A 25683-nucleotide genomic window follows, 5' to 3' on the forward strand; every position below is an offset into this window, starting at 1 on the left:
ATGTAATCCATACATAGCCCCGCTTTTTTAGGTCTTTATCGCTTAATGAGCTTACGGAATTTTCTTATTATTTTTAGGCCTAGCATTACCCCGTCGAATATAGCCATTCCGGTACTGAAGGTTCTCATGATGGCATTGCCACCCGAAGCAACGGGCGCAAGCGGAGCAAGCAAGTCTCGGGCAGTATTTGTCATTTGCTGCTTCTGCTTTCGGATGTCACGCAGTACCTCCTCTTTGCGTAGAGCAATTTCTTCGAGCGTTATTTTAGATGATGTAGGTTGAGAATTCATGGCTTATTTCTTTTTGCTGTTTAGAAAAAGACCCGCAAGGAAGTTTACAATGGGGTTGATAATAAGCTGTCTGCGGAATAGATAAACAATTGCGATCAATACGATATTAATAGCTGCAATGATAGCAAAACTTACCATTAACCCTCCTACGATGGGTTCGAGAACGTAGGCGAAGGCAAGCAGTAAATAAAACAAAGTCATCATGGTTAGCGAGATCAGTATTAAAACCATGAGTAGTGTAGAGATCAGTATCGTTAGCTTCTCCGTTAGCTCCAGCTTGGTGTATTCTTTTTGAAGCTCAAGATACTTCTTGAATTCCAGAAAAAGTTGCTGCAAGTTATTTATGCTTTTATCGTCTGCAAACATGGTGACCTTGTTTTATTTTGTCTCTCAATTTATCCCTGAGTTTCTCCTTTTATTTCGGCAGCAATGTCATCGACCAAGCTTTCCATCTCGTTACGATTCAATTTGATACCTTTCTTGCGAAGAATTTCAGCAATTTTATGACGGGTGTCTTCTCCTTTTTCGGGAGCAAACAAAAGTCCAAGTGCTGCGCCTACGGCTGCACCACCTAGAAATGCGGCTAGTACATTAACTCCTTTCATAATTTTATTTTTATCTGTTAATAAAAAGATATATTACAAATATAACGTATTTAGCTCAGAACTTGTTCTTTAATTATCATTTTTTATCATAAAGAGTTTTATCCTCTCTTCTTGCTTTCTCCTGTTTGAGGTGCCTGTTTCTTGCGCCGCCAGAAGTCTCCATTGGCACGACTACCGCGGTATGCTTTGTTTTCTTTGGCTTTGACTTTGATCTCTTCCGTTTTCGCCTCGTGTGCCTTGATGCCTTCGGCGGTGATAAACGGATGCTCTTTGATTACCGGAATGTTCTTTCCGATCAGCTTCTGAATATCTTTCAGGTAAGGACGTTCCTCAGATTCGCAAAAAGAGATGGCAATGCCTTCATTTCCGGCACGACCGGTACGGCCAATGCGGTGTACGTATGTTTCGGGCACGTTGGGCAGCTCGTAGTTGACCACATGCGACAGGAGATCGACGTCAATACCACGTGCGGCAATATCGGTTGCGATCAGTACGCGCAGCGTGTGGTTCTTGAACTCGGTCAGTGCACGTTGGCGCGCATTCTGCGATTTGTTTCCGTGAATGGCTTCGGCACGTGTACCCGCTTTGGTAAGGATGCGGGCCAGTTTGTCTGCTCCATGTTTGGTTCGGGTAAAGACCAGCATCGATTCAATCGATTTGTCTTTCAATAAATGAATCAGCAGATCTTTCTTCTCCTGCTTCTCTACAAAATAGACCGATTGCTCGATCACGTCGACTGTCGATGAAACAGGGGTTACCTCTACCTTCGCGGGGTTGGTTAGCATCGAGTTGGCCAATTTCTCTATCTCGGGAGGCATGGTAGCCGAAAAGAATAAAGTCTGGCGTTTCTCGGGGATGAGCTTCAATATACGCTTGATGTCATGAATGAAACCCATGTCGAGCATGCGGTCGGCTTCGTCGAGAACGAAGAACTCCAGCGTTTTCAACGTTACGAATCCTTGTGTGATTAAGTCGAGCAAGCGTCCCGGTGTGGCGATCAATATCTGCACTCCGTTGCGCAGCGCATCGGTTTGCGGTTTTTGTCCTACACCACCGAAGATAACCGTATGCTTGAGTCCGGTATGTTTACCATACGCTTCGAAGCTTTCGCCTATTTGGATAGCCAACTCACGTGTAGGAGTCAAAATCAATGCTTTGATACCTTTGCGGTGATCTGTCTTATACAGCTTTTGCAGGATGGGGATAGAGAAAGCTGCCGTTTTTCCGGTACCGGTTTGTGCGCAACCTAATAAATCTTTTCCTTGAAGTAAAATGGGGATTGACTGTTCTTGTATGGGAGTGGGAGAGGTGTAACCCTCTTGTTGCAAAGCCTTTACTATAGGCTCTATTACGTTTAATTTTTCAAATGTCATGTAAAAAAGTTGAATGAACCTCGCGGCTCGTTATGTTATACAGCACAAAGATACGCTAACTAACGGGGTAAATACTTTTTTATCGAGCGGTTTAATCTTATTTAACTTAGGGTGAGGGCGAATGATCGAAGGTTAAAGCGTACTTTTGTTCCTTATTAAAGTCGAATTTAATTGAAAGACATGAAAGGTAAAATTGTTTTTATTACCGGAGCAAGTAGCGGTATCGGCGAAGGCTGTGCGCGTAAGTTTGCTTCACAAGGTTCGGACTTGATTCTTAACGCCCGAAATGAGACAAAACTGTTAGCACTGAAAGATGAGTTCGAATCGACATACGGTATTCGAGTGTGCGTGTTGCCCTTCGATGTGCGCGATAGACAAGCTGCTGTTGGAGCATTGGCTTCGCTGCCCGATGATTGGAAAAAGATAGATGTGCTGATTAATAATGCCGGATTGGTGATTGGGGTGGATAAGGAGCATGAAGGCAACCTCGATGAGTGGGACGTCATGATCGATACCAACATAAGAGCCTTGCTGGCTATGACCCGTCTGGTAGTTCCCGGTATGGTAGAGAGAGGATGCGGACACGTAATCAATATCGGCTCTATTGCCGGAGACGGAGCTTATCCGGGCGGAAGTGTATATTGTGCCACCAAAGCAGCCGTTAAAGCCCTTTCGGATGGTTTGCGCATCGATCTTGTCGATACGCCCCTTCGCGTAACGAATATTAAACCGGGGATGGTCGAGACGAATTTTAGTGTGGTGCGCTATCGGGGCGACCAACAGGCAGCGGACAACTTCTACAAAGGCATTCGTCCGCTCAGTGGAGACGATGTGGCCGAAACCGTCTATTTTGCTGCCTCGGCTCCTGCTCACATCCAGATAGCCGAAGTGCTGTTGATGCCGACTTACCAGGCTACCGCCACGATTGCCTGCAAAAAGCAGTAAAAGGTAGATCAAGTAGGCAAAAAACAACTGTCATGTCCGCTTCTTTGCGGCAAGATGACAGTCGAGGATCGTTTTTCCCGAATTATTCTTTGCAGAATGATAAATATTCTATTATTTTGCTGTCGGAATGTGAATAGACGATATGAAATAAATTTATTAACTAAAACAGTATAGATATGAAAAAATTAGTAGTGTTAGGAATGGGCGTATGCATGGTACTTGCATTTGCTTCTTGTAAGTCCAGCGAGAGTGCTTATAAAAAAGCTTATGAAAAGGCAAAACAACAAGAATTGGCCGAGCCGCAAGTAGAGGCTCCGGTAGAGGTGACTCCGGTTGCTACAGCTCCGGTATCAACAAAGAAGGCTACGGATAGTGCCAATGGTGTTCGTCAGGAGAAGGTAACTGTCGTTTCGGGTGTAGACGGACTGAAAGATTACAGCGTAGTGTGCGGTAGCTTTGGTTTGAAAGCCAATGCCGAAGGTCTGAAAGATTATCTCGATGGTCAGGGTTACAATGCTACCATCGCTTTCAATGCCGAGTCGGCCATGTATCGTGTAATTGTGAACACATTTAGCGATAGAAGTGCTGCTGCTCAGGCACGTGACGATTTCAAAGCAAAATATCCTAACCGCAAAGACTTCCAAGGTGCTTGGTTGTTGTATCGCGTATTTTAATCGAAAGAATTAAATAACTTCATCAAAGCCAATCGAAATACCATTCGGTTGGCTTTATTGTTTGTAGGTAGCTACTTCATGATCAGATTCATAAGTTATTCCGGAAAGAGATCAAGATCAAATACTCGATCAAAATTGAACACTTCGTCTTTTTAAATGGGCGTCAATTAACATATAAGTGTTTGGCTAGGAGAAGTTTAATTTCTTCCTTTGCATCAGCATAATGACGAGAGAGGGGTTTTATCGTTTAAAATTAAGTACATGACAAAATTTTAAATAGATCAAACCCGGCTTTATACCAAGTATTTAGCAATCTGTTTGCACTCTCCTCTAAACCATACCAAAGAAAAGCCCGGCGTCTTTTTAAAAAAGACGGTGGGAAAAATATAAAAGTTGGCGGCATTTTAATCAAACGCCGCCAACTTTTATTCAAACAGTAAGCAAGTATCTTGCTACATGCTATTTATCTCGTCGATGCTACAGTATGCTGTGAAGCACTTTTCATCCAAGTGTGAGGGAGGGTGAGGGAGAATATTAAGCTTTGTATTTTAAAAAAAAAGAAAATAAAAAGAAAATTAATTCAGAGAAATAAAGTTATATAACCTCCCTAGTCATCCCTCACCCTTCTACGTTTTTTTAATCAGAGCTATCTTACGATTTGAAAAATACATTTATTGATTCCCGAAGATAATCCTATTGTTATGGTTGCATATTTAAAGAAATGATTCCGAATTAGTGATTAAAAGCCCCTATAATAAATTCTCGAATACTGTATCGCAAATTCTTTTATTACTATTATAGCTCTTGGTGAATATGCAATAAAATGAGGTCGTTTTTGTGTAGCTGTTAAAGAATAAAATCAACTTTTCCGCAACCGGAATTCCGTAGGTAATCTATTTGTGTTACGACCATAGGCTAAAACAGCAGATAACTGTAGCCCGCATGAAATTTGCCTATTGGATTCTTCATATTATAATTAATATACAAAAGTTAACTTTTTAACGATCGGTTGTGTTTCCATTAAAAGAAGTTATAATTATACGGGTAAAAACTTTTTCGGTGTAGGAAGTTTTATCTTTGTAGTTCTTTAATTACACTTATTGCGCCTTGTTGGAAGTAAGGCTATAATTATATGATAAATGGAACAGAAAAATTTGTTTATTGCTATTGATGCAGCCCTGAGAGCAGGTGCTGAAATACTTTCTATCTACAATGATCCTGCATCGGATTTTGAAGTAGAACGGAAAGCCGATAATTCCCCATTGACCATTGCCGACCGTAAGGCACATGAGGTAATTGTAGCTATGCTGAGTCAAACTCCGATTCCCGTATTAAGCGAGGAAGGGAAACATCTGGACTATGCCGAGCGTAAGAGCTGGAGCGAACTATGGATTGTCGACCCGCTTGATGGGACGAAAGAATTTATTAAAAAGAACGGTGAGTTTACCGTCAATATCGCTCTGGTGCGCAATGGTATTCCTGTATTAGGGGTTATCTACCTGCCCGTAAAGCGTCAGTTATACATCGGTGCAGACGGAATGGGAGCCTATAAACTAGGAGATATAACAGCATTGAAAGATACCGATACCTTGGAACGATTGATTGCAAGAGCCGATAAATTGCCCCTGCAATCCTCTTCCGAACGTTTTGTCATTGTAGCCTCCCGCTCGCATCTCAGCCCCGAAACCGAGGAATATATCGAGCAGAAAAGAACGCAATACGGTGCGGTAGAGTTGATTTCGAGCGGAAGCTCTATCAAGATCTGCCTGGTAGCCGAAGGGGTTGCTCAGGTGTATCCTCGTTTTGCTCCTACCATGGAATGGGATACGGCTGCCGGACATGCCATTGCCCGAGCGGCGGGTATGGAAGTGTACCATGCCGACGGTACATGCCCGCTTCGGTACAACAAAGAAGATTTGTTGAACCCTTGGTTTATTGTGGAGAAAAAACGACAAAATAATTAATCCCCGCTGTTGTATGACTTTTGAAAGTATCTTTGTATTGCTTTCCTTGCTGGGCATGGTCATTGCTCTTATTTCAGATAAGATGCGCCCCGGTATGGTACTTTTCTCGGTAGTTGTGTTATTTCTTTGCGTCGGCATCCTTTCGCCAAAGGAGATGCTCGAGGGGTTCAGTAACAAAGGAATGATAACGGTTGCTATGTTGTTCTTGGTAAGCGAGGGTATACGCCAGTCCGGAGCCTTGGGGCAGGTAATCAAAAAACTCTTGCCGCAAGGGAAAACAACCGTTTTCAAGGCGCAGCTTCGTATGTTGCCCTCGATTGCCTTCATTTCGGCTTTCTTGAACAATACCCCGGTGGTGGTTATCTTTGCTCCGATCATTAAGCGCTGGGCCGACTCGGTTCATCTGCCTGCTACCAAATTCTTGATTCCCCTGTCGTATGTAACCATTCTGGGAGGTATCTGTACATTGATAGGTACTTCTACGAATCTGGTGGTGCACGGCATGATTCTCGAAGCCGGATATGAGGGATTCACGATGTTCGAACTTGGCAAGGTAGGCATCTTTATCGCCATTGCCGGTATTATTTACATCTTTCTTTTTTCGAAGAAATTACTACCCGATGTGCGGACAGACAATACCGTACCTACCGAAGAGATTGAAGATGGCGAAATGATGCATCGCGTAGAAGCTGTGTTGGGCTCGCGCTTTCCGGGTATCAATAAAACCCTGAGCGAATTCGATTTTAAACGTCACTACGGGGCGGATGTGAAAGAGATTAAACGAAGCGGACAACGTATTACGGGTGATCTGAGCCAGGTTGTGCTTCGTGACGGTGATACGTTGGTGGTGATGGCCGATGACTCCTTTGTTAAGACGTGGGGTGAATCGAGCGTGTTTGTCATGCTTGCCAACGGACAAGATACCGAACCGGTGCCCGGAAAGAAGACGCGCTGGTTTGCGCTGATGTTACTCATCTTAATGATTGTTGGTGCTACGGTGGGAGAACTGCCTGTGATGCAAGAGTTGCTGCCGGGTGTGAAGCTCGATATGTTCTTCTTTGTCTCCATAACGACCATCATCATGGCATGGACCAAAATCTTTCCGGCACGTAAGTACACCAAATACATTTCGTGGGATATTCTGATTACAATTGCCTGTGCTTTCGCTATCAGCAAAGCGATGGTCAATTCGGGAGTAGCCGATACGGTGGCGCATTACATCATTGCGATGAGCGACCAATACGGGCCTCACGTCTTATTGGCGATGCTCTTTATCATCACCAATATCTTTACCGAGCTTATCACCAACAATGCGGCGGCGGCCTTGGCCTTCCCGTTGGCTCTATCTATATCTGCGCAGTTAGGGGTGAGTCCGGTACCGTTTTTCGTGGTTATATGTATGGCGGCTTCTGCCAGCTTTTCTACCCCGATTGGGTATCAAACCAACCTGATTGTGCAAGGTATCGGTAACTATAAGTTCACCGATTTCGTTCGCATCGGTTTGCCTCTTAATATTATTACTTTTATTATTTCGGTCGTACTCATTCCTTTGATCTGGCCGTTCTAACAAAATAAATACTTTTTTTACGTATGGAACAAACTAACAATATATATCCTATCTTTGACCGCATGTTGACCCGGCAAGATAAAGAACAACTTCTGGGACAACGCAGCGTGATGATCTGGTTTACCGGACTGAGCGGTTCGGGCAAGAGCACCATTGCCATTGCCTTGGAGCGCGAGCTTCACAAGCGCGGGTTGTTGTGTCGCATTCTCGATGGAGACAACATCCGCAGCGGTATCAACAACAACTTGGGTTTCTCCGAAGCCGACCGGATTGAGAACATCCGTCGCATAGCCGAAGTATCCAAGCTATTTATCGATAGCGGCATCATTACCATTGCTGCCTTTATCAGTCCCAACAACGATATCCGAGAGATGGCCGCTCGTATCATCGGGCGCGACGATTTTCTTGAAGTGTTTGTCAGCACGCCGCTCGAAGAGTGCGAGAAGCGCGATGTAAAAGGCCTCTATGCCAAAGCACGCAAAGGCGAGATTCAGAACTTTACCGGCATATCGGCTCCGTTCGAAGCACCCGAACACCCGGCTTTGGCACTCGATACCTCGAAGATGGATCTCCGCGAGTCGGTAGAGCAGTTGCTGGCACTTATATTACCCATAGTTCAGAAATAATATCCAAATAATGATGAAAGAAGAGTATAAACTTAGTCACTTAAAAGAGCTTGAAGCAGAATCTATCCACATCATCCGCGAAGTGGCTGCGGAGTTCGAGAACCCTGTGATGCTTTACAGCATCGGAAAAGATTCGTCGGTCATGGCTCGTCTTGCCGAGAAAGCATTCTATCCCGGCAAGGTTCCGTTTCCATTGATGCATATCGATTCGAAGTGGAAGTTTAAAGAGATGATTCAGTTTCGCGATGAATATGCGAGCAAGCATGGTTGGGACCTCATTGTGGAGAGCAATATGGAAGCATTCAATGCCGGCGTAGGTCCTTTTAGCCATGGTAGTAAGGTACATACCGATGTCATGAAGACGCAAGCTCTGTTGCAGGCACTCGACAAATATAAGTTTGATGCCGCCTTTGGTGGCGCGCGCAGAGACGAAGAGAAGTCTCGTGCCAAGGAGCGTATCTTCTCCTTCCGCGATAAGTTTCACCAATGGGACCCGAAGAATCAGCGTCCCGAACTCTGGGACATCTACAATGCCCGTGTGCACAAAGGCGAGAGTATTCGCGTATTCCCCATCAGTAACTGGACGGAGCTGGACATCTGGCAATACATACGTCTGGAGAACATCCCCATCGTGCCCCTGTATTATGCCAAAGAGCGCCCGGTGATTAACCTCGACGGCAACATCATCATGGCCGACGACGAACGCCTGCCCGAAAAGTACCGCGATCAGATCGAGATGCGTATGGTACGCTTCCGTACCTTGGGATGCTGGCCGCTGACCGGTGCCGTAGAGAGCAAAGCCGATACCATCGAAGAGATTGTAGAGGAGATGATGACCACCACGAAGAGCGAACGCACCACCCGTGTGATCGACTTCGACCAAGAGGGCAGCATGGAGCAGAAAAAGCGTGAGGGATACTTCTAAATTAAAAACAGAAAATTAGACATAACATAATGGGAACAACATTAGATATAAAAGCATATCTGGATAAGGATGAACAAAAAGACTTATTGAGATTGCTCACAGCAGGATCGGTAGATGATGGCAAGTCGACCCTGATCGGACGCCTGTTGTTTGATAGTAAAAAGCTATACGAAGACCAACTCGATGCGCTCGAACGCGATAGCAAACGAATGGGAAATGCAGGCGAGCATATTGATTACGCCTTGCTGCTCGACGGTCTGAAGGCCGAACGCGAACAAGGCATTACCATCGACGTAGCCTATCGCTACTTCTCGACCAATAACCGCAAGTTCATCATTGCCGACACCCCGGGACACGAGCAGTACACCCGCAACATGATTACCGGCGGTTCTACGGCCAATCTGGCCATTATCTTGGTCGATGCCCGTACGGGGGTGATTACTCAAACACGTCGTCACTCGTTTCTGGTTTCGCTGTTGGGTATCAAACACGTAGTGCTGGCAGTCAATAAGATGGACTTGGTCGACTTCTCGGAAGCGCGCTTCAATGAGATTGTAACAGAATACAAGCAGTTTGTGGCTCCGCTGGGCATCCCCGATATCCAGTTTATCCCCCTTTCTGCACTCGACGGCGACAACGTGGTCGATAAGTCAGACCGTACGCCATGGTATGCCGGTACTTCGTTGCTCGACTTCCTCGAAACGGTTCCGCTCGACAGCGACAACAACTTCACCGACTTCCGCTTCCCGGTACAATACGTGCTGCGTCCGAACCTCGACTTCCGTGGTTTCTGCGGCAAGGTAGCTTCGGGTATTGTGCGCAAGGGCGATACGGTTATGGCACTTCCTTCGGGCAAAACCTCGAAGATCAAGAGCATCGTTACCTACGATGGCGAGTTGGATTATGCCTTTCCTCCCCAGTCGGTGACCCTAACCCTCGAAGATGAGATCGACGTTTCGCGTGGCGAGATGTTGGTACATCCCGATAACCAACCGTTGGTGGATCGTAATTTCGAAGCCATGATGGTATGGATGGACGAGGAGCCGATGGACATTCATAAGTCCTTCTTCATCAAGCAAACCACCAATATGAGTCGTACTCGTATTGATCGTGTGAAGTATAAGGTAGATGTCAATACGATGGAGCACCTCTCTATCGAGAACGGACAGTTGACCGCAGATACACTGCCCTTGCAACTCAACCAGATTGCCAATGTGGTGCTCACTACCGCCAAAGAACTGTTCTTCGACCCCTATACCAAAAACAAGGCTTGCGGATCGTTTATCCTGATCGACCCGATTACGAACAACACTGCTGCCGTGGGTATGATTATCGACCGTGTGGGAACCGACGGACTCAATGCCGGAGAAGAACTGCCCGTATTGAACCTGCCTAAACTGGGCATCGCCACCGAGCATTATGAAGCGATAGAAAAAGCAGTCAAAGCGCTCGAACGCCAAGGCATTGCCATACGAATAGAAAAATAATTAATTCAAAGAATGGGATTACTCGAATTTAATAAACTTCCAATCAATACCTTGGTAGGTGCCGATTGGAAAACCTTCAACGCCATCACCTCCGGTCGCCGGATTGATGATGCATATCGTAGCAAGTATCGGTTAACCAAGTCGGTTTGCCGGTTACTTTCTCTCTTGAAACCGTTGCAAGACAGTCGTTATACGAAACTGTTGGCCGACAAGCCGCTGGAACACGATCCGGTGTTTATTCTGGGTCACTGGCGTAGCGGTACTACGTTCGTACACAACGTGCTTTCGTGCGACAAGCATTTTGGCTATAACACCACCTACCAAACGGTGTTTCCTCATCTGATGATGTGGGGGCAGCCCTTCTTTAAGAAGAATATGAGCTGGTTGATGCCCGATAAGCGTCCGACCGATAATATGGAACTGGCCGTAGACCTTCCGCAAGAAGAAGAGTTTGCCTTGGCCAATATGATGCCCTATACCTATTATAACTTCTGGTTTCTGCCACAGTATCAACAAGAGTATGCCGATAAATACCTGCTCTTCAACGATATCTCCGAAGCCGAGTTGAAGGTGTTTCAAGATACATTCACCAAGCTCATCAAGATCTCTTTGTGGAATACCAAAGGCACACAGTTCCTGAGCAAGAATCCCCCTCATACAGGTCGTGTGAAGGAGTTGGTTAAGATGTTCCCGAATGCGAAATTCATCTACCTGATGCGTAATCCGTATACGGTATTCGAATCGACCCGCAGCTTCTTCACCAATACCATTCAGCCCTTGAAGCTGCAAGACATCGCTCCCGAAACCATTGAGAGCAACATTCTTTCGATCTATGCCAAGCTTTATCATCAATACGAAGCCGATAAAGCATTCATCCCCGAAGGCAATCTGATCGAAGTGAAGTTTGAAGACTTCGAGGCCGATGCCATGCAAATGACCGAAGACATCTACCGCAAGCTTTCCATCCCCGGGTTCGAAGAAGCGCGTCCGGCTATCGAGAAGTACGTAGGTGGCAAGAAAGGCTATAAGAAAAATAAATATACATACGATGAACGCACTGTTCAGTTGGTGCAAGACCATTGGGATTTTGCACTCAAACAGTGGGATTATAATTTGTAAAAACGAAACAATCATGATAACTCAGAAAACAACCCGTCGTTTCTTAGCGATGGGAGTGCTTCTGCTGTGTTGCACAGTCTTTGTGTCGGCGCAACACAAAGTCGAAGCCATTCCTTTTGGAAACATGGATCAGTGGGTGACCCGTGAAATCAAAGAATCGGCCATTATTGGCGGAGATACGAAAAAGGTCTATGCCGTAGGTCCTACGCAAACCATTGCCAACTCCGAAGCCTATACGAACTTAGGAGGATCGCCTTGGGCCACCTCAAACGTAATGGCCAAGGTGGCAGGGATTACCAAAACCAATACCTCCGTCTTCCCCGAAGCACGCGGTAACGGCTATTGCGCCCGTTTAGATACCCGCATGGAGAGCGTAAAGGTGTTCGGTATAGTCGATATCACTGTGCTTGCAGCCGGTTCGATGTTTCTCGGAACGGTACACGAACCCATCAAGAGTACAAAGAACCCGAACAAGATTCTGCAAATGGGTATTCCGTTTACTAAAAAACCCATTGCTTTGCAGTTTGACTATAAGGTAAAGATGTCCGACCGCGAAAACCGCATCCGTGCTACCGGCTTTAGTAAAATAACCGATGTGGCCGGCAAAGATTTTCCGGCTGCCATTCTATTCTTACAGAAGCGTTGGGAAGATGCTCAGGGCAATGTATATGCCAAACGCGTAGGAACGATGGTGGTGCACTACTACAATACCACCGACTGGCGCAACAATGCTACATACGAGATACTTTATGGCAATATTACCGGCAACCCTGCTTATAAAGCACATATGATGCGTTTGCAGGTAGACGAACGCTTTACGACCAATAGTAAGGGCGAAAGCGTGCCTATCCGTGAAGTAGCTTGGGCCGATGAGCATGAAACACCTACGCACCTGATACTTCAGTTTACCTCCAGTCACGGTGGAGCTTACGTGGGTTCTCCGGGCAATTCACTTTGGGTGGATGATGTAAAGCTGGTCTATTGATGAGAAAATTGCTTATAAGTAGCTAAGTCGCTTATAGGTAGTAAATTATAAGTTGATCCTGCATGTAGTATTACTGAAAAAGAGTATATTACATGCGGGATTTTTGTTTCATTGATCATATTGTTTTTGTTTGATTCTTATATATAAAAAAATACAAATTAACTGGGTGGTGTTTTGTTTTGTAAGATAAAACACTTATTTTACGTCAAATCATTATAAATACTCAAAGGTATAAGATGAAAGATAACTTGAAATATGGATTTGCGGCATTGATCGGTTGGAATATATTGATCGTACTTATGGCTATACTGGCTGTACATGTCCGAGGAATAGAGTATTCAGCCTTCTTTGATGATGGAATAAGTGGGATAGGTATGTGCTTGTTTCTTCTTCTATGGTCACTGATTTGGTTCTATATCGGTTACGATTCTCGTCGGAAGTTCGTATCCGAGAAGCAATTTTACAAGGAGTATGCACCATTATTAGATAAAAAAGAATTTGATAAGCTCTTCATCTCTCATTATGTTTCGAGAGTATCAAGAGTACTGGCTATTTTATCGATAACAGCTATACCTTGGTACATTATAGGTTATGTCAGGGGGGCTTTCGAGACAAAAGATTGGGCTATACTTGCGGTGTTGGCCCTGTTGAGTGTCGTTTTCTTTGGTGTTTATAAAATAAAGAACGTATCTGTTTAATATAAAGATGTTAATTCTTTTTTGAAACCAAGTAGCGTCTTTGTATCTGTAGATTATCTGATTTTCTAGTAATATATTAATTTCCTAAAGCTAGCAGAGTCAAGGTTCATGTCTGAATCCCTTGTAAAAAATAAAATTTATTTTTGTTTAGCTATTTCCTGTCAAAAATAATAATCGTATTTTTGTGCTTTAATTAAAATTATATTATGGAAAAAATCTCTTCTTGTTCTTCGTCTGCTGCCTTTGCAGATACCAAACCTCATTATAATATCTTGGATGGGTTGCGAGGTGTTGCCGCACTGATGGTGTTGGCGTACCATGTTTTCGAAGCCTTTGCTACCAGTCCTACCGATCAGTGGTGCAATCATGGTTATTTGGCTGTTCAGTTCTTTTTCATTCTCTCCGGATTTGTAGTAGGCTATGCGTATGATGACCGGTGGAAGCGGATGGGCACGAAGGAGTTTTTCAAGCGCAGGTTGATCCGACTGCATCCCATGGTTGTTGTGGGTGCGCTTTTAGGAGTCGCTGCTTTCTTTATTCAAGGCAGTGTGCAGTGGGACGGTACTAAAGTGGCTACCTCCATGGTTATGCTGGCTATGCTCTGTACCCTCTTTATGATTCCTGCTGTGCCGGGCACGGGAGTCGAAGTTCGTGGCAACGGTGAGTTATTTCCGCTCAACGGCCCTTATTGGTCCTTGTTTCTGGAGTACATTGGCAATATCTTATATGCTTTGATTATTCGTCGTCTGTCTACCCGGGCACTCTCTGTGCTGGTGGCTATCACGGGTATCGGAGTTGCCTGCTATGCCATAGGCAACGGTTCCGGATACGGTCATGTGGGAGTAGGCTGGACAATGGCCAACCACTATCTCGAGGCCGGCTTTCTTTGTATGATGTTTTGTTTTTCGGCAGGACTGTTGATGTCTCGCGTGTTCAAACCCGTTCGTATCCCCGGTGCTTTCTGGCTGTGTAGTTTGGGAGTGGTTGCACTGCTTGTTGTGCCTCATCTGGGTGGAAATGACACCATGTGGATAAATGGTCTTTATGATGCACTCTGTGTGATCGTCTTTTTCCCTCTGCTCATTTGGTTAGGTGCTTCGGGAAAGACTACCGACAAGAAATCTACGGCTATTTGCAAATTCTGCGGCGATATCTCTTATCCGGTCTACGTGGTGCACTACCCCTCAATGTATCTATTCTATGCTTGGGTGTGGGACAACGGTCTTACGTTCGAGCAGACCTGGTACGTTGGTTTGGCACTCATTATCGGTAATATTCTTTTAGCTTATTTCTTCTTGAAGTGCTATGATGAGCCTGTCCGGAAATGGTTAAGCAAACGATATCTGGCTAAAAAATAAGATATTTGAAATAATAATTGTACTTTTGTACCCCAATTATGAGTAGAATAGTAGCAATTGATTACGGAAGGAAACGTACCGGCATAGCCGTAAGCGATACCATGCAGATTATCGCCAACGGATTGACCACTGTACCCACACACGAGTTGTTGGCGTTTATCACCAACTACGTGCAGGTAGAACCGGTGGAACGTATCATTGTCGGCTTGCCCAAGCAGATGAATAACGAAGCTTCGGAAAGCATGAAGTACATCGATCCTTTTGTGCGTTCACTGAAAAAACGATTACCCGATATTCCCGTTGAGTTTGTAGACGAGCGTTTTACCTCGGTACTGGCTCACCGTACCATGCTTGAGGCAGGGTTGAAGAAGAAAGACCGTCAGAATAAGGCGTTGGTCGACGAAATCAGTGCAACCATCATTTTGCAGACCTATCTCGAAAGTAAGCGTTTTTAAGTACAAACCCATTAATTAAGATTGTAAAGATGATATTACCCATTTATGTATATGGTCAACCGGTATTGAGAAAAGAGGCGGAAGATATTGACGCCGACTACCCCAATTTGAAAGAGCTGATTGCCAATATGTTCGAAACAATGGAACGTGCCGATGGAGTAGGGTTGGCAGCTCCGCAGATAGGTTTGCCTATTCGCGTAGTAACCATTACACTCGACCCGTTGTCGGATGAATTCCCCGAATTTAAAGATTTCAATAAAGCCTATATCAATCCGCATATTCTCGAAGTAAGCGGCGAAGAGATAGCCATGGAAGAGGGGTGTCTCAGTCTGCCCGGTATTCATGAAACCGTAAAGCGTGGCGATAAGATTCTGGTGAAGTATATGGACGAAAACTTCGTGCAATACGAGGAAGAAGTAACCGGCTATCTGGCACGTGTGATGCAGCACGAGTTCGATCACTTGGATGGTAAGATGTTTATCGATCACATCTCCCCACTTCGTAAGCAGATGATTAAAGGAAAGCTCAACGCGATGCTCAATGGCAAAGCACGCAGCTCTTATAAGATGAAACAAGTCAAGTAAGAAACGTTCAGTTTCACTTTCAATAAGCGTTGTACACGACAAAGCAATGAGCCTGGCCGTGTACAACGCTTTTTTTCTAAGTTTATTCCTGTGTTATCGTTATTTCAGGCACTACGACAAACTCCGCCTGGGGGAAGTGTTGCGCCATATACTTACGGATAAAGGCTTGCGTGTCTTCCTGAATCGTTTTGTCTTCTACCGTTGGGTATAGGTTGTACATGACCGTATGCAACTCAATGCCCCGGCTCCGTATGGCCTCAAAGCTAAGCAAGGTATGATTGATGCTGCCCAGCTTTCCGGAGGTAACGAAGATAAGCGGATATCCTTGTTGTGCTACATAGTCGATGGTAAGCAACTCATCGGTAAGGGGAACCATCAGTCCGCCTGCACCTTCGAGCAATACGACCTCATAGCGTTGGCTTAGCTCGCGGGTTGCCTCGGCTATCTTATCAAAGTCGATGGGGCGATTGTCTAACCGCGAGGCCAGATGAGGCGAAGCAGGATAAGAGAATATTTCGGGCATGGTCAGTCCCGCCCGGTCTTCTTCGGTAAAGTCAATACCCATAATCTTCCGGTGTAGGTCGATGTCTTCCGAATGGCCTACATTACCTGTTTGAATCAGTTTCTGCGTGATGGTTCGTTTTCCGTTGGCATTTAGTTCGCGAGCCAGAAAGCCCGTTGCATAACTTTTTCCGGCATCGGTATCGATACCACTGATAAAAAACACATTCTTTTCCATTGGTTTATTTCTTTTTAGCGATGATATAAATAGGGTGATAGGTAAGCGTTACCGCTTCATTGTGGGTGAATCGGCTGACGTACTGTTGGCAGAACTCATTCAGGCTTTGCCTTGTCCAGGTATGTCCGCCTGTTCCGGTCACACCGGTTTGTTTCAAGTGATACAATACCTGCATGGGCGTGTCGAAATGCATCGGTACAATTTCTTCCTCGGCATGCACAATGTCATAAAGCGGGCTGAGCGATGTTTTGAGCTCGTTCAGCGAGCGGTAGGAAAGACCGTTGCTGGTTAGTTCTTTGATTTCGCGCATGTTCTCTTGTCCGAAGGTGGTAAAAGCAAAGTAGCCGCTGGCACTCAGCGACTCGTTGCAACGGCGGAAGAAAACATCGGGTGTATCGAACCATTGCAAGGTCGAACAGGAGGTAATCAACTCCGTCTCCTTTGGAAAAGGAAGTACCTCGGCATCGCCTTCTACGAACGATACTCCATGTCCCAGCAGATCGCTGCAACAATGCTTCATCTCGCTACAGATATCGTTCAGCAGCAACTGTTCGGGTTGTAGCATTTGCAGAATCAGGCGCGAGTAGATGCCTGTGCCGCAACCAAACTCAATGACCCGCTTGGGGTGTCGGTTGGGCAAATGTCGATGAAGCAATTGAATCATTTTTCCGGCTATCTTTTGCTGTACCACAGCCTCGCGCGTATAAGTATCGGTCGCTTTGCTAAAGCGGTGCGCTATTAATTGTTTGTTCATTCCGGCTTAGTCTTGTTTGTGGTGACGGGTGCTCCCAACGATTGAAATAGGGCGGTTGCGTAATGTGTGGCGGCTACTGTCTCTATCTCTGTTTCTTCTTCCTTCCAGGCACGGTATTGGTTTTCGGCAAGAAAGATACGGTCGGCTGTTCCGACAATTGCTTTGTTCCAACGAAAAGCAACCGGTGGCAGGGTAGTATAGTGTCGCTCAATAGCCGATAACTCCTCTTTCAGCTCTTCGACAGATCGCTGGGGTGCTATTGTCAGGAACTCCTGACAGGCCGTAGCCGAACCACACATACGGCGCTGAAACTTACGTAGTGACTCTTCGTTCAGCCCTTGCAGGGTTCCTTCAAATACTGCCTGCGCAATGCCCCGCCTATCGTCTATCGGGTAGGGAGTGCCATTGATGGCTATGCTTTGCGCAATGGGTAACTTCTCTTTGTGGAGCGCCTGCATGGCAGCCCAAACGCCCATCGACCAAGCCACTACGGTAATCTCTTCGTAGCCTGTACAGAGCGATGCGTCAAAATCGAGCGTACGGTAATCGTAGCAAATAAGCAGATCGCTGCCTGCTGTTTCGATCGACTGAAAAGGTGTTGCGTCCATGCCCCATCCGGCAAAGAAGATAACGAGGTGTGGTGAATGTTGTTGGTGTATAAAAATCTGTTTCATGCTATTATCTCTATCAATTGATCTATTTCGCTCGCTTCAATGGCGGCAGTGAGCGAGAAGCGTAGGCGTGATGTACCTTCGGGCACGGTAGGTGGCCTAACCGGTAGCACGTAAAATCCCTTGCGCTGAAATACATCTGCCAGAGCGATTGTGCTGCTGCTTGTTCCGGCAATCAGCGGGATGATGTGGCTCGTTGATGGGCAAGCATATCCTTTCTGTTTCAAGGCTTCTCGCAGCCGATCGCTTATCTGTGACAACTGTTGGCGAAGCGTACCCCATGCGGGTAGTCTCTTCAGTAAGAAAAGCGTCCATTCTATATTGATGGGGGGCAGGGCAGTGGTAAAGATGAAAGGACGCATCTTGTTGATAAGGTACTCGCGTATCACTTGGCTGCATACGATATATGCTCCCGAAGAAGCAAGCGCTTTGCCAAACGTACCTACAAGGAAGTCAATATCGGCTATGCAACCTTGCTCTTCGGCACAACCCAATCCCCGCAATCCCCGCACACCGAAAGCATGGGCTTCGTCCACATAGAGCAGTACCGAGGCATACGTTCGTTTCAGGCGTACCAATGTGGCAAGGTCGGCTTCGTCTCCATCCATACTGAAAATACTTTCGGTCACTATGATAATTCGCTCGTACTTCTCGTGGTTCTCTTGTATCAATCGCTCCAGTTGTGCATAATCATTGTGTCGGTACCGAATGGCTTTTGCCACAGACAGTTTGATGCCGTCGATGAGACTGGCATGTATCAGTTTATCTGCCAGAATCAAGGTCTGTGCATTGCTTACTACGGGCAGAATACCTGTGTTGGCATGGTAGCCGCAATTGAAGGTTAATGCTGCTTCGGTACCGAATAAGTCTGCCAGTTCGTTTTCGAGTCGGCTATAAGCGGTAAAGTTGCCCGTTAACAAGCGAGACGAAGATGAGGCAGGTAGAAAGTTTTCGGGAGTAAGCGTTTGCAGAAACTCCCGGCGCAGCTCTTCGTTGCTAGCCAGTCCCAGATAATCATTCGAAGAGAGATTGAGCATTCTTCGATGATCGATCAGCACCTCTCTGCCCTCGTGAACGAGGGCAGGCAAGGAGCGAAGATTATTTTGTTGTTGCAGAAGCGTAAGCTCCTGTCTCATCTGTTCGATGGCACTCATAGCTCAGATACGATTTTTACGACACCCTCGGTTAGCTTCGTCAGTTGTTCGGGTTTGATTATAAATGGAGGCATCAGGTATACCAGTTTGCCGAATGGGCGTACCCAGATACCCTCTTCTACAAACCGTTTCTGCATATAGGCCATGTCTACCGGTTTGCACATCTCTATCACACCAATGGCACCAAGTACACGAACATCGGCTACCCCCGGCAGTTTGCGGGCAGGAGCCAGTTCGCTGATGAGTTGCGACTCGATGCGTTGCACCTTCTCTTGCCATCCCGATTCGAGTAGTAAACGAATCGAGGCGCAGGCTACCGCACACGCCAAAGGGTTGCCCATGAAGGTGGGGCCATGCATGAATGCACCCGGTGCATGGTTGGAGATCATATCGGCTATCCGGTTGCTGGTCAGCACGGCCGAAAGCGTCATGTATCCACCGGTCAGTGCTTTGCCTATACACATGATATCGGGTTCTACATTGGCATGCTCCCAAGCAAATAGCTTTCCGGTACGTCCGAACCCTGTTGCTATCTCATCAAAAATAAGCAGCAAGTGATGCTCTTTACACAGACGGGCGGCTTCGCGTACGTATTCGGGGTGATAGAATCGCATTCCTCCCGCTCCTTGTACAATGGGTTCAAGTATCAGTGCGGCCAGCTCATCGGCATGGTTCTCGATGACTTGACGTAGTGGCTCTATATCTGCCGGGTTCCATGTATCTCCAAAGCGCGACGAGGGGGCAGGTACAAAGTGACGTATCGGTAAGGCCGAACCGAACAGCGAATGCATGCCCGTATCGGGATCACACACCGACATGGCGTTCCACGTATCGCCGTGGTAGCCGTTGCGGATGGTTACGAAATTATTTTTCTTTGCCTGTCCTGCCGCATACCAGTACTGTACCGCCATCTTCAAGGCTACCTCTACTGCCACCGATCCCGAATCGGCATAGAATATCTTTTGCATAGACGGCGGAACGAGCGGAAGCAGGAGCTGCCCCAACTCAATGGCCGGATCGTGTGTAAGTCCACCAAACATGACGTGCGACATCTTTTCGATTTGCTTCTGCACAGCCTTGTTCAGCACCGGATGGTTGTATCCGTGTACGGCACACCACCATGACGACATACCTTCGATCAATACCTTCCCATCATCGAGCGTAATGGTTGCCCCGTCTGCCCGTTTCACCTTGTACACCGGTAGCGGATGGGAGGTTGAAGTGTAGGGATGCCATAGATGCTCGCGGTCAAACTGTGATGCTTCGAATTCGTAGCCGGCCTCTTCAATGAGCTGTTTATCATCCGATACCTTCGAGCCAAGCGTTGTGAGCAGATCGCCTACGATGGCGGAGTTAACGCCTATATACAAGGCCTTTTTCATCGCTTCGTTGGATAGTTGGGCACGTCCTCCGGCAAAACGCAGGTAAGCGGTAGGGTTGATGAAGCGGAACAAGGCGATAGTGGTCAGTACCTCCTCTTCACTCAAGGGTGCCTGTTTTTCGAGTGGTGTGCCGGGTATGGGGCTCAGCAGGTTGATCGGAATGGATTGAATATCGAATGATTTGAGTGTAAAGGCAAACTCAATGCGTTGTTCCATGGTTTCGCCCATACCGATAATACCCCCGCTACAAATATCCATGCCTACGCTTCGAGCAGCCAGTAAGGTATCTATCTTGTCGGCTTGTGTGTGTGTGCTGCACAAACTCGGGAAGAAAGAAGGAGCTGTTTCGAGGTTGCAGTGATAACGGGTGACCCCTGCCTCGTAGAGGTTTTGCAGTCCTTCTTTATCGAGCAGCCCCAGCGATGCACACACTCTTATTGACGAATGGCGGCGCATATAGCGCACAGTGTGGCAAAGTTCCTTCATCTGGTTTTTCGAAGGGCGGCGTCCGCTGGTTACCAGCGAGAACCTACCTACACCCTGTTCTTCATTGTATTGTGCCTGTCGCAAACATTCTTCTTTCGATACGAGATCGTATGCATCGGATTTCGTTTGGTAGTGAGCCGACTGTGCACACCATTTGCAATTCTCGGGGCAGCGTCCCGACTTGGCATTGATGATGGAACACATATCGAACGATTGAGAAGCCAGTTTGATACTAATCTCGTGCGCAGCCTCATAGAGTGCCTCTTTGGGAGCCGATGAGCCCAACCATTCTGCTTGTTCGGGGCTGATAATCATGCCTTGTAGCACTTGCTTTTTGATCTCTTCTATACTCATAACAAATAAGGGGAATAGGAGTACAGATACGCCGAATGCGTTTTGCTTCTCTTCGTTCCAACAGGAAACAAAGAGCGGCAAAACGCATTCGATGCATTTATACTACGGTTTATACTATGTACTAATAGCGGATTGGCAGGGTAGGCCGAAGTGGTTTCGACTTGCTTGCAAAGCACAGCAAGCAACAGCGCTTCATTGAGAGCCGGTAACGTGTCGGGTTCTTTGTCGTTTGTTTGTTCATCGCCCTCCGCCCTGTCTGTAGGCAGCAATAAGCTCAATCCGTTCTGTTTCTTCAAGGATCGTTCGGTTACGTTCTTTCGTAACTGCCCGATGGTTACACAAAGCCCCAGACTAGAGAATGCAGCATACCCCTTCCGAGTCCAATACCGGAAGCGTGCTGTTTTTCTTTGTTGAAAGTCTCTTTTCATGTGGCAACTTTATGTTTGATAGCGGTGGGCAAATGTACGATGTTTTTTTTAATTCTCCATAAGTGAATTATATAAAATAGAAATAAGCCGTTGAACAAAATCCAAATTACAGCCTCTTCTAATATTTATCAGGAATATTTTTATTTTTCATAAGGAAGTAGAAACTTGAACCCTCTACCTCTTAACATCACTTCTGACTTGCGTACTTCTTCGACATAAAGCCGATGTGTTCCTATTTTTATGTCAGGTTTTTTAGAGACATAATGAAGAATATTTAGATCAATCGAATCTCCTTGTACAGGACTCAGAACGGGAGCTATTTTTATATTAGAGTTATCATAGGTAGCTCTCTCCTCTCCATTAGGACGAGCAGTGTTTGAAATCCACGTCCCTACACCTTTTCTTTTGACTACCATTTTATTGTTGAATATCATATAATATGAACTTGAACTGGTGCTATACCAACCATAATTTATTAATTCTCCTTCCGGCCTTACTTTAATATGAATAACTTGTTTTTCTTTTCCATCTTGAGAAATAGCCGTAACCTCAGCTTCTCCTTCATATTTAGGGTTTATCTCAAGCATTCCGGTAGAACCGTCCCATTTAATATCTATGATATCTGCCGGGTCGTTCTCTTCCAGTTTGCTCCGTTCTCCGCCTCCAGAAATACTTACGAATTTGCTCCTAAATCCGGGACGTAGTTCAACCGTTGAATGACTTATCCCTAATTCGGGAAAGGTTACATTGATTTTCAGTTTCATACGCTTGTCATGAGAAATGATGGTAACGAATGTTTCACCCTCCAACATACCTTTTATTTTAAGCGTGTCCAGACTCATAGCAGCAGTGGCTATTTGTGCATTTTCTACGTTAGCTATATATTTTCCGTTTCCACCCGAAACAAGGATTCTTTTTTCCGTTTGCTTATTCAATGACAACTCATGAATAGCCTTTTCTTTTCCTATCCGAATATCGGGATATTCTTCTTTTTGTGTTTCACATGCTGAAAGGCAAATGAGGTAAAAAGCGATAGCTAGTTTGATTATTATATTTTTCATCATATATTTTTATTTTTTCTTACACTTAACTGAGGATACAAAATTTCCCATTCATATCCTTCTTCCTCCTTAATATAGATTTCAAGATGGAATTGTTGGTGAGGTCCCTCAAAGTCGGGAAACTCTAAAGTATTATCTTTAGGCTCAATTGTGATTCCGTTCAACTTATAATAAATTTGCGCATTGGGAGTAGCTAGTTCATTATAATACAGTTTCAAAAAACGACCTTCAATGTATCCCTCAGGAACGATAGAACGCAAATAAGGTACCCTGTCTTCGGACTCTTTCGTATGTTTCATAGCTTTCGTTCTCACTGTTTGTTCGGTATATGGAGAAAAGATGTTCTCTTTTACGGCTCTCACTTTAATTATATGTTCACTTCCGGGGAATAGGCTAGTCTTTATAAAGGAATTTTTAGACGTAGTTGTTTCTACTTTGTCGTCAAATGTTACTTCCCACTTGACTTCATTATTCGCTGCTTTGTCCCATGAAATTTCCATCTCGCCTTGGTATGCTTTTGACTTCAAGTTCTTGGGAGCTTCCAAACCGGGTGCCGAACCAGACTCATTACTGCTATCTTCGGGAACCATTGCGAAGTCATCGAATACTACGTTACCCATATAAGCCGATTTCATTCTCACTTGCATTTTAATCTTATTGACGTTATTCGGAGCAGTAGTAATTACTTTAGCTTGTTTCCACTCGCCTTCTTCTGTTTTTACTACAAGTACATCATACATTCTTTGTGTTATGCTTTCGTCAGTGTACCAGAGAAGGGTTACTCTTATTCTGTTGTAGTCTATATTTCCCTTATACCAGAAAGATAATACGTATTTTGTTCCTGCTTTGATGGGGATAGGTTTACTCAACTCAAAATAACTATCGTTGAGATGTACTTTAAGTGCATAGTTTCCATTCCCTCCGGGGCGACTTTCGTTCACCCGTTCGGGAAAAAGTTGTTCATTTACAAACCAGTTGACTGGCCGTTCGTTTTCCCATTTTTCAAACCCTCCATTAGGAAATATATTCATATTTTCCGTTTTCTGAGCTTTAAGCTGTATTGCTGTTGACATACAGGCGATTGTCACTAAAAAAAGTAGTTTATGTATCTTTCTCATTTTTCCTCTTATTTTTTGATATCTTCTGGTGATATACCAAATTTTTCTCCTATGCGTGCTGCGAGATTACGTAACGAGCCTTCTTTCCGCTCTTCTCCCAGTAAGCGTTCTTTATCCCACAGTCCGCCTTCTTTTTCCAACTCTTGGAGTAGTTGACGGGTTTCCTCTTTTGTCATGATAGGTTTCCCCTGTGCATTGCAGGCAAACTGTGAGGCATAAAGCAGTCCATATGCCTGAGAAATCTGGCGGAATGCGCTTTGAGCACTCTCTTTCAGATTAACAAGCGTATTGTCGCCGATAAGCAGTTGCATGGCTCTTGAGGCAACTACTTTTGAAAGTTCTTGCTTAATGGTATCTGCCTGCAGTCTCATCTCATCGTAGCGAGCACTTGCCATGTATGTGCGTCCTCTGACAAAGGAACGGTAAATACGTCGATGAGAACCTTTCAGAGCAGGTAATCCTTCTGGTTGGGCAAGCGCTTTCCAAAAACCGTAATAGCCATAAGCCAGATCCCAATGATGCTCCAATTCTGTGTAATTATGCCCAGGTAGGAGCTGCGTTTGGTCGTGCCGAATAATTATATCATTGTTTTTCAGCACCTGCTCGTTCAGGTGTTTATTTACTACCTTGTCAAGATATACCGCTCCCATCATAGCATACTTATATACTTCGGCGACGGCAATTCCTTTTTCATCTACAAAATATATATCATAATCGGCTATGCTGTTTCCCACATATCCTGAGGAGCCTTTCACTGCTTCCCTTTCCCGATACTCGCGGGGGGAACTAGCTCCCAGGCCTGAAAGACGTGCCGAAATCTGCAATAAATTGTCGATGTCTTTCACTATTTTTTCTCTACTGGATAGGTGTGTAGGAGAAGTAGCAATTTCCTCCTTCGGTTTTAGTCCGAATCCTCCCTCTAAGTATAGCTTGAGAGCCTCGTCATAATTTGTTTTTGTTCCCATCTCTGCCTTAGCCATATACTCTGAGAAAATTCTGTCGATAGGAGTTTTTAAAAACTGACATTCTTGTATGTTTACAGAACTTTCTCCATTTCTGGAAAATTTGTAAGAAGGTTCGGGATATACCGGAAGCAGGTAAGCACTCTCCACGGTTTCATTTGTTCCTTCGTTACAGGCTGCCATACTCGCCAATAGCCAGTATAAGGTTGTATATTTGAGTAAGTTATTCATATTTCTTTCATTTTTGTAAATTATGGAAATGTAAAATGTATTCTGGTAGTTAAGGTAAAATCATATATTCGCAATAGGGATATCTTAATCCGATAATCCCTTCCTTATTCTGGTATTGCTCTGTTTCCAAATTGGGAACTTCAATTAGCCCATCACTGGAAACGGCTTTGATACTTGCTTTTATATTGGAACCTCTGGGACCTGCACCTGAAACGGCCAGATATAAAGGAAATCCGGAGTGGACGGTATAAGTAATTACCAACGGCTCTCCGTTATACATTTTGTTAGGAGAGGGTTGCCCGGAAAGCATATTTCTTTCACTTTTCTTTCCACAACTAATTATTACCAATTCTTCTCTTTCGTTGATGTATCTCACTTCGTACACGGAGTTTATGTCTTCTATGAGACTGTTATCTGATCCTTTTTCTTGGAATGTACAAGTTAAGGTTACTTTATATTGTTCGGCATCGTTGGGTGTTTCCATGCCGGGGTATTTGTAATCTTTCAATGCTTGGCTCGGGTCGCATAATTGTACGTTTAGTTCTCCCCGTTTATTTTCGGGTTTCTCTATCTCTTTTAATGGAAATAGTTTCTCGTAATTTTCGTCAACTATTAGATCATCTTTTACAGTATTGCAGCTGCATATCGCCATCAGGCAAATTATCCATACATATTTCATCTTAATTTT

At 45.2% G+C, this 25683-nt stretch carries 27 protein-coding genes; 13 read left to right on the top strand and 14 right to left on the bottom strand.

The genetic code is table 11. The annotated features are described in order from the left end of the window. Window positions 1–35 precede the first annotated feature (35 nt). From TY03_RS17410 to TY03_RS17425, 4 genes are all read right to left on the bottom strand, one after another. A complete protein-coding gene (locus TY03_RS17410) occupies window positions 36–290 on the bottom strand; it encodes a hypothetical protein (RefSeq protein WP_042372249.1) in 255 nt (84 codons plus the stop codon). A 3-nt stretch (window positions 291–293) separates the two neighbouring features. Then, window positions 294–656, bottom strand: a complete 363-nt coding sequence (locus TY03_RS17415; protein WP_042372251.1) for a phage holin family protein — start codon at window positions 654–656, stop codon at window positions 294–296. A gap of 29 nt (window positions 657–685) precedes the next feature. Further along, window positions 686–895 carry a YtxH domain-containing protein gene (locus TY03_RS17420; protein ID WP_042372327.1) on the bottom strand — a complete coding sequence of 70 codons (210 nt, stop codon included), beginning with the start codon at window positions 893–895 and terminating at the stop codon, window positions 686–688. Window positions 896–993: 98 nt separating this feature from the next. Then, window positions 994–2268, bottom strand: coding sequence for a DEAD/DEAH box helicase (locus TY03_RS17425; protein ID WP_042372329.1), 1275 nt, complete (start codon window positions 2266–2268; stop codon window positions 994–996). Window positions 2269–2448: 180 nt separating this feature from the next. On the opposite strand from TY03_RS17425, the gene TY03_RS17430 reads away from it, so the two are divergent. From TY03_RS17430 to def, 13 genes are all read left to right on the top strand, one after another. Beyond that, complete coding sequence (locus TY03_RS17430) at window positions 2449–3213, top strand: SDR family NAD(P)-dependent oxidoreductase (RefSeq protein WP_042372330.1); 765 nt, start codon at window positions 2449–2451, stop codon at window positions 3211–3213. Between the two features lie 176 nt (window positions 3214–3389). Further along, window positions 3390–3887: an SPOR domain-containing protein gene (locus TY03_RS17435; RefSeq protein WP_042372332.1), complete on the top strand. Its 498-nt coding sequence runs from the start codon at window positions 3390–3392 to the stop codon at window positions 3885–3887. Between the two features lie 1139 nt (window positions 3888–5026). Next, entirely contained in the window at window positions 5027–5851 is an 825-nt protein-coding gene (cysQ, locus tag TY03_RS17440; RefSeq protein WP_042372333.1) for a 3'(2'),5'-bisphosphate nucleotidase CysQ, read from the top strand. 13 nt (window positions 5852–5864) lie between these two features. Then, a complete protein-coding gene (locus tag TY03_RS17445; RefSeq protein WP_042372335.1) occupies window positions 5865–7418 on the top strand; it encodes an SLC13 family permease in 1554 nt (517 codons plus the stop codon). A gap of 23 nt (window positions 7419–7441) precedes the next feature. After that, complete coding sequence (gene cysC / locus TY03_RS17450) at window positions 7442–8044, top strand: adenylyl-sulfate kinase (RefSeq protein ID WP_042372337.1); 603 nt, start codon at window positions 7442–7444, stop codon at window positions 8042–8044. A 13-nt stretch (window positions 8045–8057) separates the two neighbouring features. Further along, window positions 8058–8969: a sulfate adenylyltransferase subunit CysD gene (gene cysD / locus TY03_RS17455; protein ID WP_042372687.1), complete on the top strand. Its 912-nt coding sequence runs from the start codon at window positions 8058–8060 to the stop codon at window positions 8967–8969. A 29-nt stretch (window positions 8970–8998) separates the two neighbouring features. Beyond that, window positions 8999–10456 carry a sulfate adenylyltransferase subunit CysN gene (cysN, locus tag TY03_RS17460; protein WP_042372339.1) on the top strand — a complete coding sequence of 486 codons (1458 nt, stop codon included), beginning with the start codon at window positions 8999–9001 and terminating at the stop codon, window positions 10454–10456. 12 nt (window positions 10457–10468) lie between these two features. Beyond that, complete coding sequence (locus TY03_RS17465) at window positions 10469–11575, top strand: sulfotransferase family protein (RefSeq protein WP_042372341.1); 1107 nt, start codon at window positions 10469–10471, stop codon at window positions 11573–11575. A gap of 49 nt (window positions 11576–11624) precedes the next feature. Further along, window positions 11625–12560, top strand: coding sequence for a PCMD domain-containing protein (locus tag TY03_RS17470; RefSeq protein WP_394330899.1), 936 nt, complete (start codon window positions 11625–11627; stop codon window positions 12558–12560). Window positions 12561–12796: 236 nt separating this feature from the next. Next, window positions 12797–13258, top strand: a complete 462-nt coding sequence (locus TY03_RS17475; protein ID WP_042372345.1) for a hypothetical protein — start codon at window positions 12797–12799, stop codon at window positions 13256–13258. Window positions 13259–13464: 206 nt separating this feature from the next. Next, window positions 13465–14616 (top strand): acyltransferase family protein, encoded by a 1152-nt coding sequence (locus tag TY03_RS17480; RefSeq protein WP_042372347.1) that lies wholly within the window; start codon window positions 13465–13467, stop codon window positions 14614–14616. Between the two features lie 38 nt (window positions 14617–14654). Then, complete coding sequence (gene ruvX, locus TY03_RS17485) at window positions 14655–15071, top strand: Holliday junction resolvase RuvX (protein ID WP_042372348.1); 417 nt, start codon at window positions 14655–14657, stop codon at window positions 15069–15071. Window positions 15072–15100: 29 nt separating this feature from the next. Then, window positions 15101–15655 carry a peptide deformylase gene (gene def / locus TY03_RS17490; RefSeq protein WP_042372349.1) on the top strand — a complete coding sequence of 185 codons (555 nt, stop codon included), beginning with the start codon at window positions 15101–15103 and terminating at the stop codon, window positions 15653–15655. A gap of 82 nt (window positions 15656–15737) precedes the next feature. On the opposite strand, the gene bioD is transcribed toward def, so the two are convergent. The 10 genes from bioD to TY03_RS17540 all read right to left on the bottom strand — a co-directional run bounded on the left by bioD (window position 15738) and on the right by TY03_RS17540 (window position 25674). Continuing rightward, window positions 15738–16394 (bottom strand): dethiobiotin synthase, encoded by a 657-nt coding sequence (bioD, locus tag TY03_RS17495; protein WP_042372350.1) that lies wholly within the window; start codon window positions 16392–16394, stop codon window positions 15738–15740. A gap of 4 nt (window positions 16395–16398) precedes the next feature. Further along, complete coding sequence (gene bioC, locus TY03_RS17500; protein WP_042372352.1) at window positions 16399–17148, bottom strand: malonyl-ACP O-methyltransferase BioC; 750 nt, start codon at window positions 17146–17148, stop codon at window positions 16399–16401. Then, a complete protein-coding gene (locus TY03_RS17505) occupies window positions 17145–17822 on the bottom strand; it encodes a DUF452 family protein (protein ID WP_042372354.1) in 678 nt (225 codons plus the stop codon). Before TY03_RS17505 ends, bioC begins: the two co-directional genes overlap by 4 nt. Continuing rightward, entirely contained in the window at window positions 17819–18973 is a 1155-nt protein-coding gene (locus TY03_RS17510; RefSeq protein ID WP_042372356.1) for an 8-amino-7-oxononanoate synthase, read from the bottom strand. Before TY03_RS17510 ends, TY03_RS17505 begins: the two co-directional genes overlap by 4 nt. Further along, window positions 18970–21195, bottom strand: a complete 2226-nt coding sequence (gene bioA, locus TY03_RS17515; protein WP_042372357.1) for an adenosylmethionine--8-amino-7-oxononanoate transaminase — start codon at window positions 21193–21195, stop codon at window positions 18970–18972. The genes TY03_RS17510 and bioA overlap by 4 nt, the downstream gene beginning before the upstream one ends. Beyond that, window positions 21192–21623 (bottom strand): hypothetical protein, encoded by a 432-nt coding sequence (locus TY03_RS17520; RefSeq protein WP_042372359.1) that lies wholly within the window; start codon window positions 21621–21623, stop codon window positions 21192–21194. The genes bioA and TY03_RS17520 overlap by 4 nt, the downstream gene beginning before the upstream one ends. A gap of 140 nt (window positions 21624–21763) precedes the next feature. Next, the gene (locus tag TY03_RS17525; RefSeq protein ID WP_052332545.1) at window positions 21764–22687 is read right to left on the bottom strand and encodes a hypothetical protein; all 924 of its coding nucleotides are present in this window, start codon (window positions 22685–22687) and stop codon (window positions 21764–21766) included. Further along, window positions 22684–23715: a carbohydrate binding domain-containing protein gene (locus TY03_RS17530; RefSeq protein ID WP_230202001.1), complete on the bottom strand. Its 1032-nt coding sequence runs from the start codon at window positions 23713–23715 to the stop codon at window positions 22684–22686. The genes TY03_RS17525 and TY03_RS17530 overlap by 4 nt, the downstream gene beginning before the upstream one ends. Before the next feature lie 95 nt (window positions 23716–23810). After that, window positions 23811–24995 (bottom strand): DUF4856 domain-containing protein, encoded by a 1185-nt coding sequence (locus TY03_RS17535; protein ID WP_042372363.1) that lies wholly within the window; start codon window positions 24993–24995, stop codon window positions 23811–23813. A gap of 49 nt (window positions 24996–25044) precedes the next feature. Beyond that, complete coding sequence (locus TY03_RS17540; RefSeq protein WP_042372366.1) at window positions 25045–25674, bottom strand: hypothetical protein; 630 nt, start codon at window positions 25672–25674, stop codon at window positions 25045–25047. Between the last annotated feature and the right edge of the window lie 9 nt (window positions 25675–25683).

Source organism: Bacteroides neonati (assembly GCF_000499785.1).
Taxonomy (GTDB): Bacteria; Bacteroidota; Bacteroidia; order Bacteroidales; family Bacteroidaceae; genus Bacteroides; species Bacteroides neonati.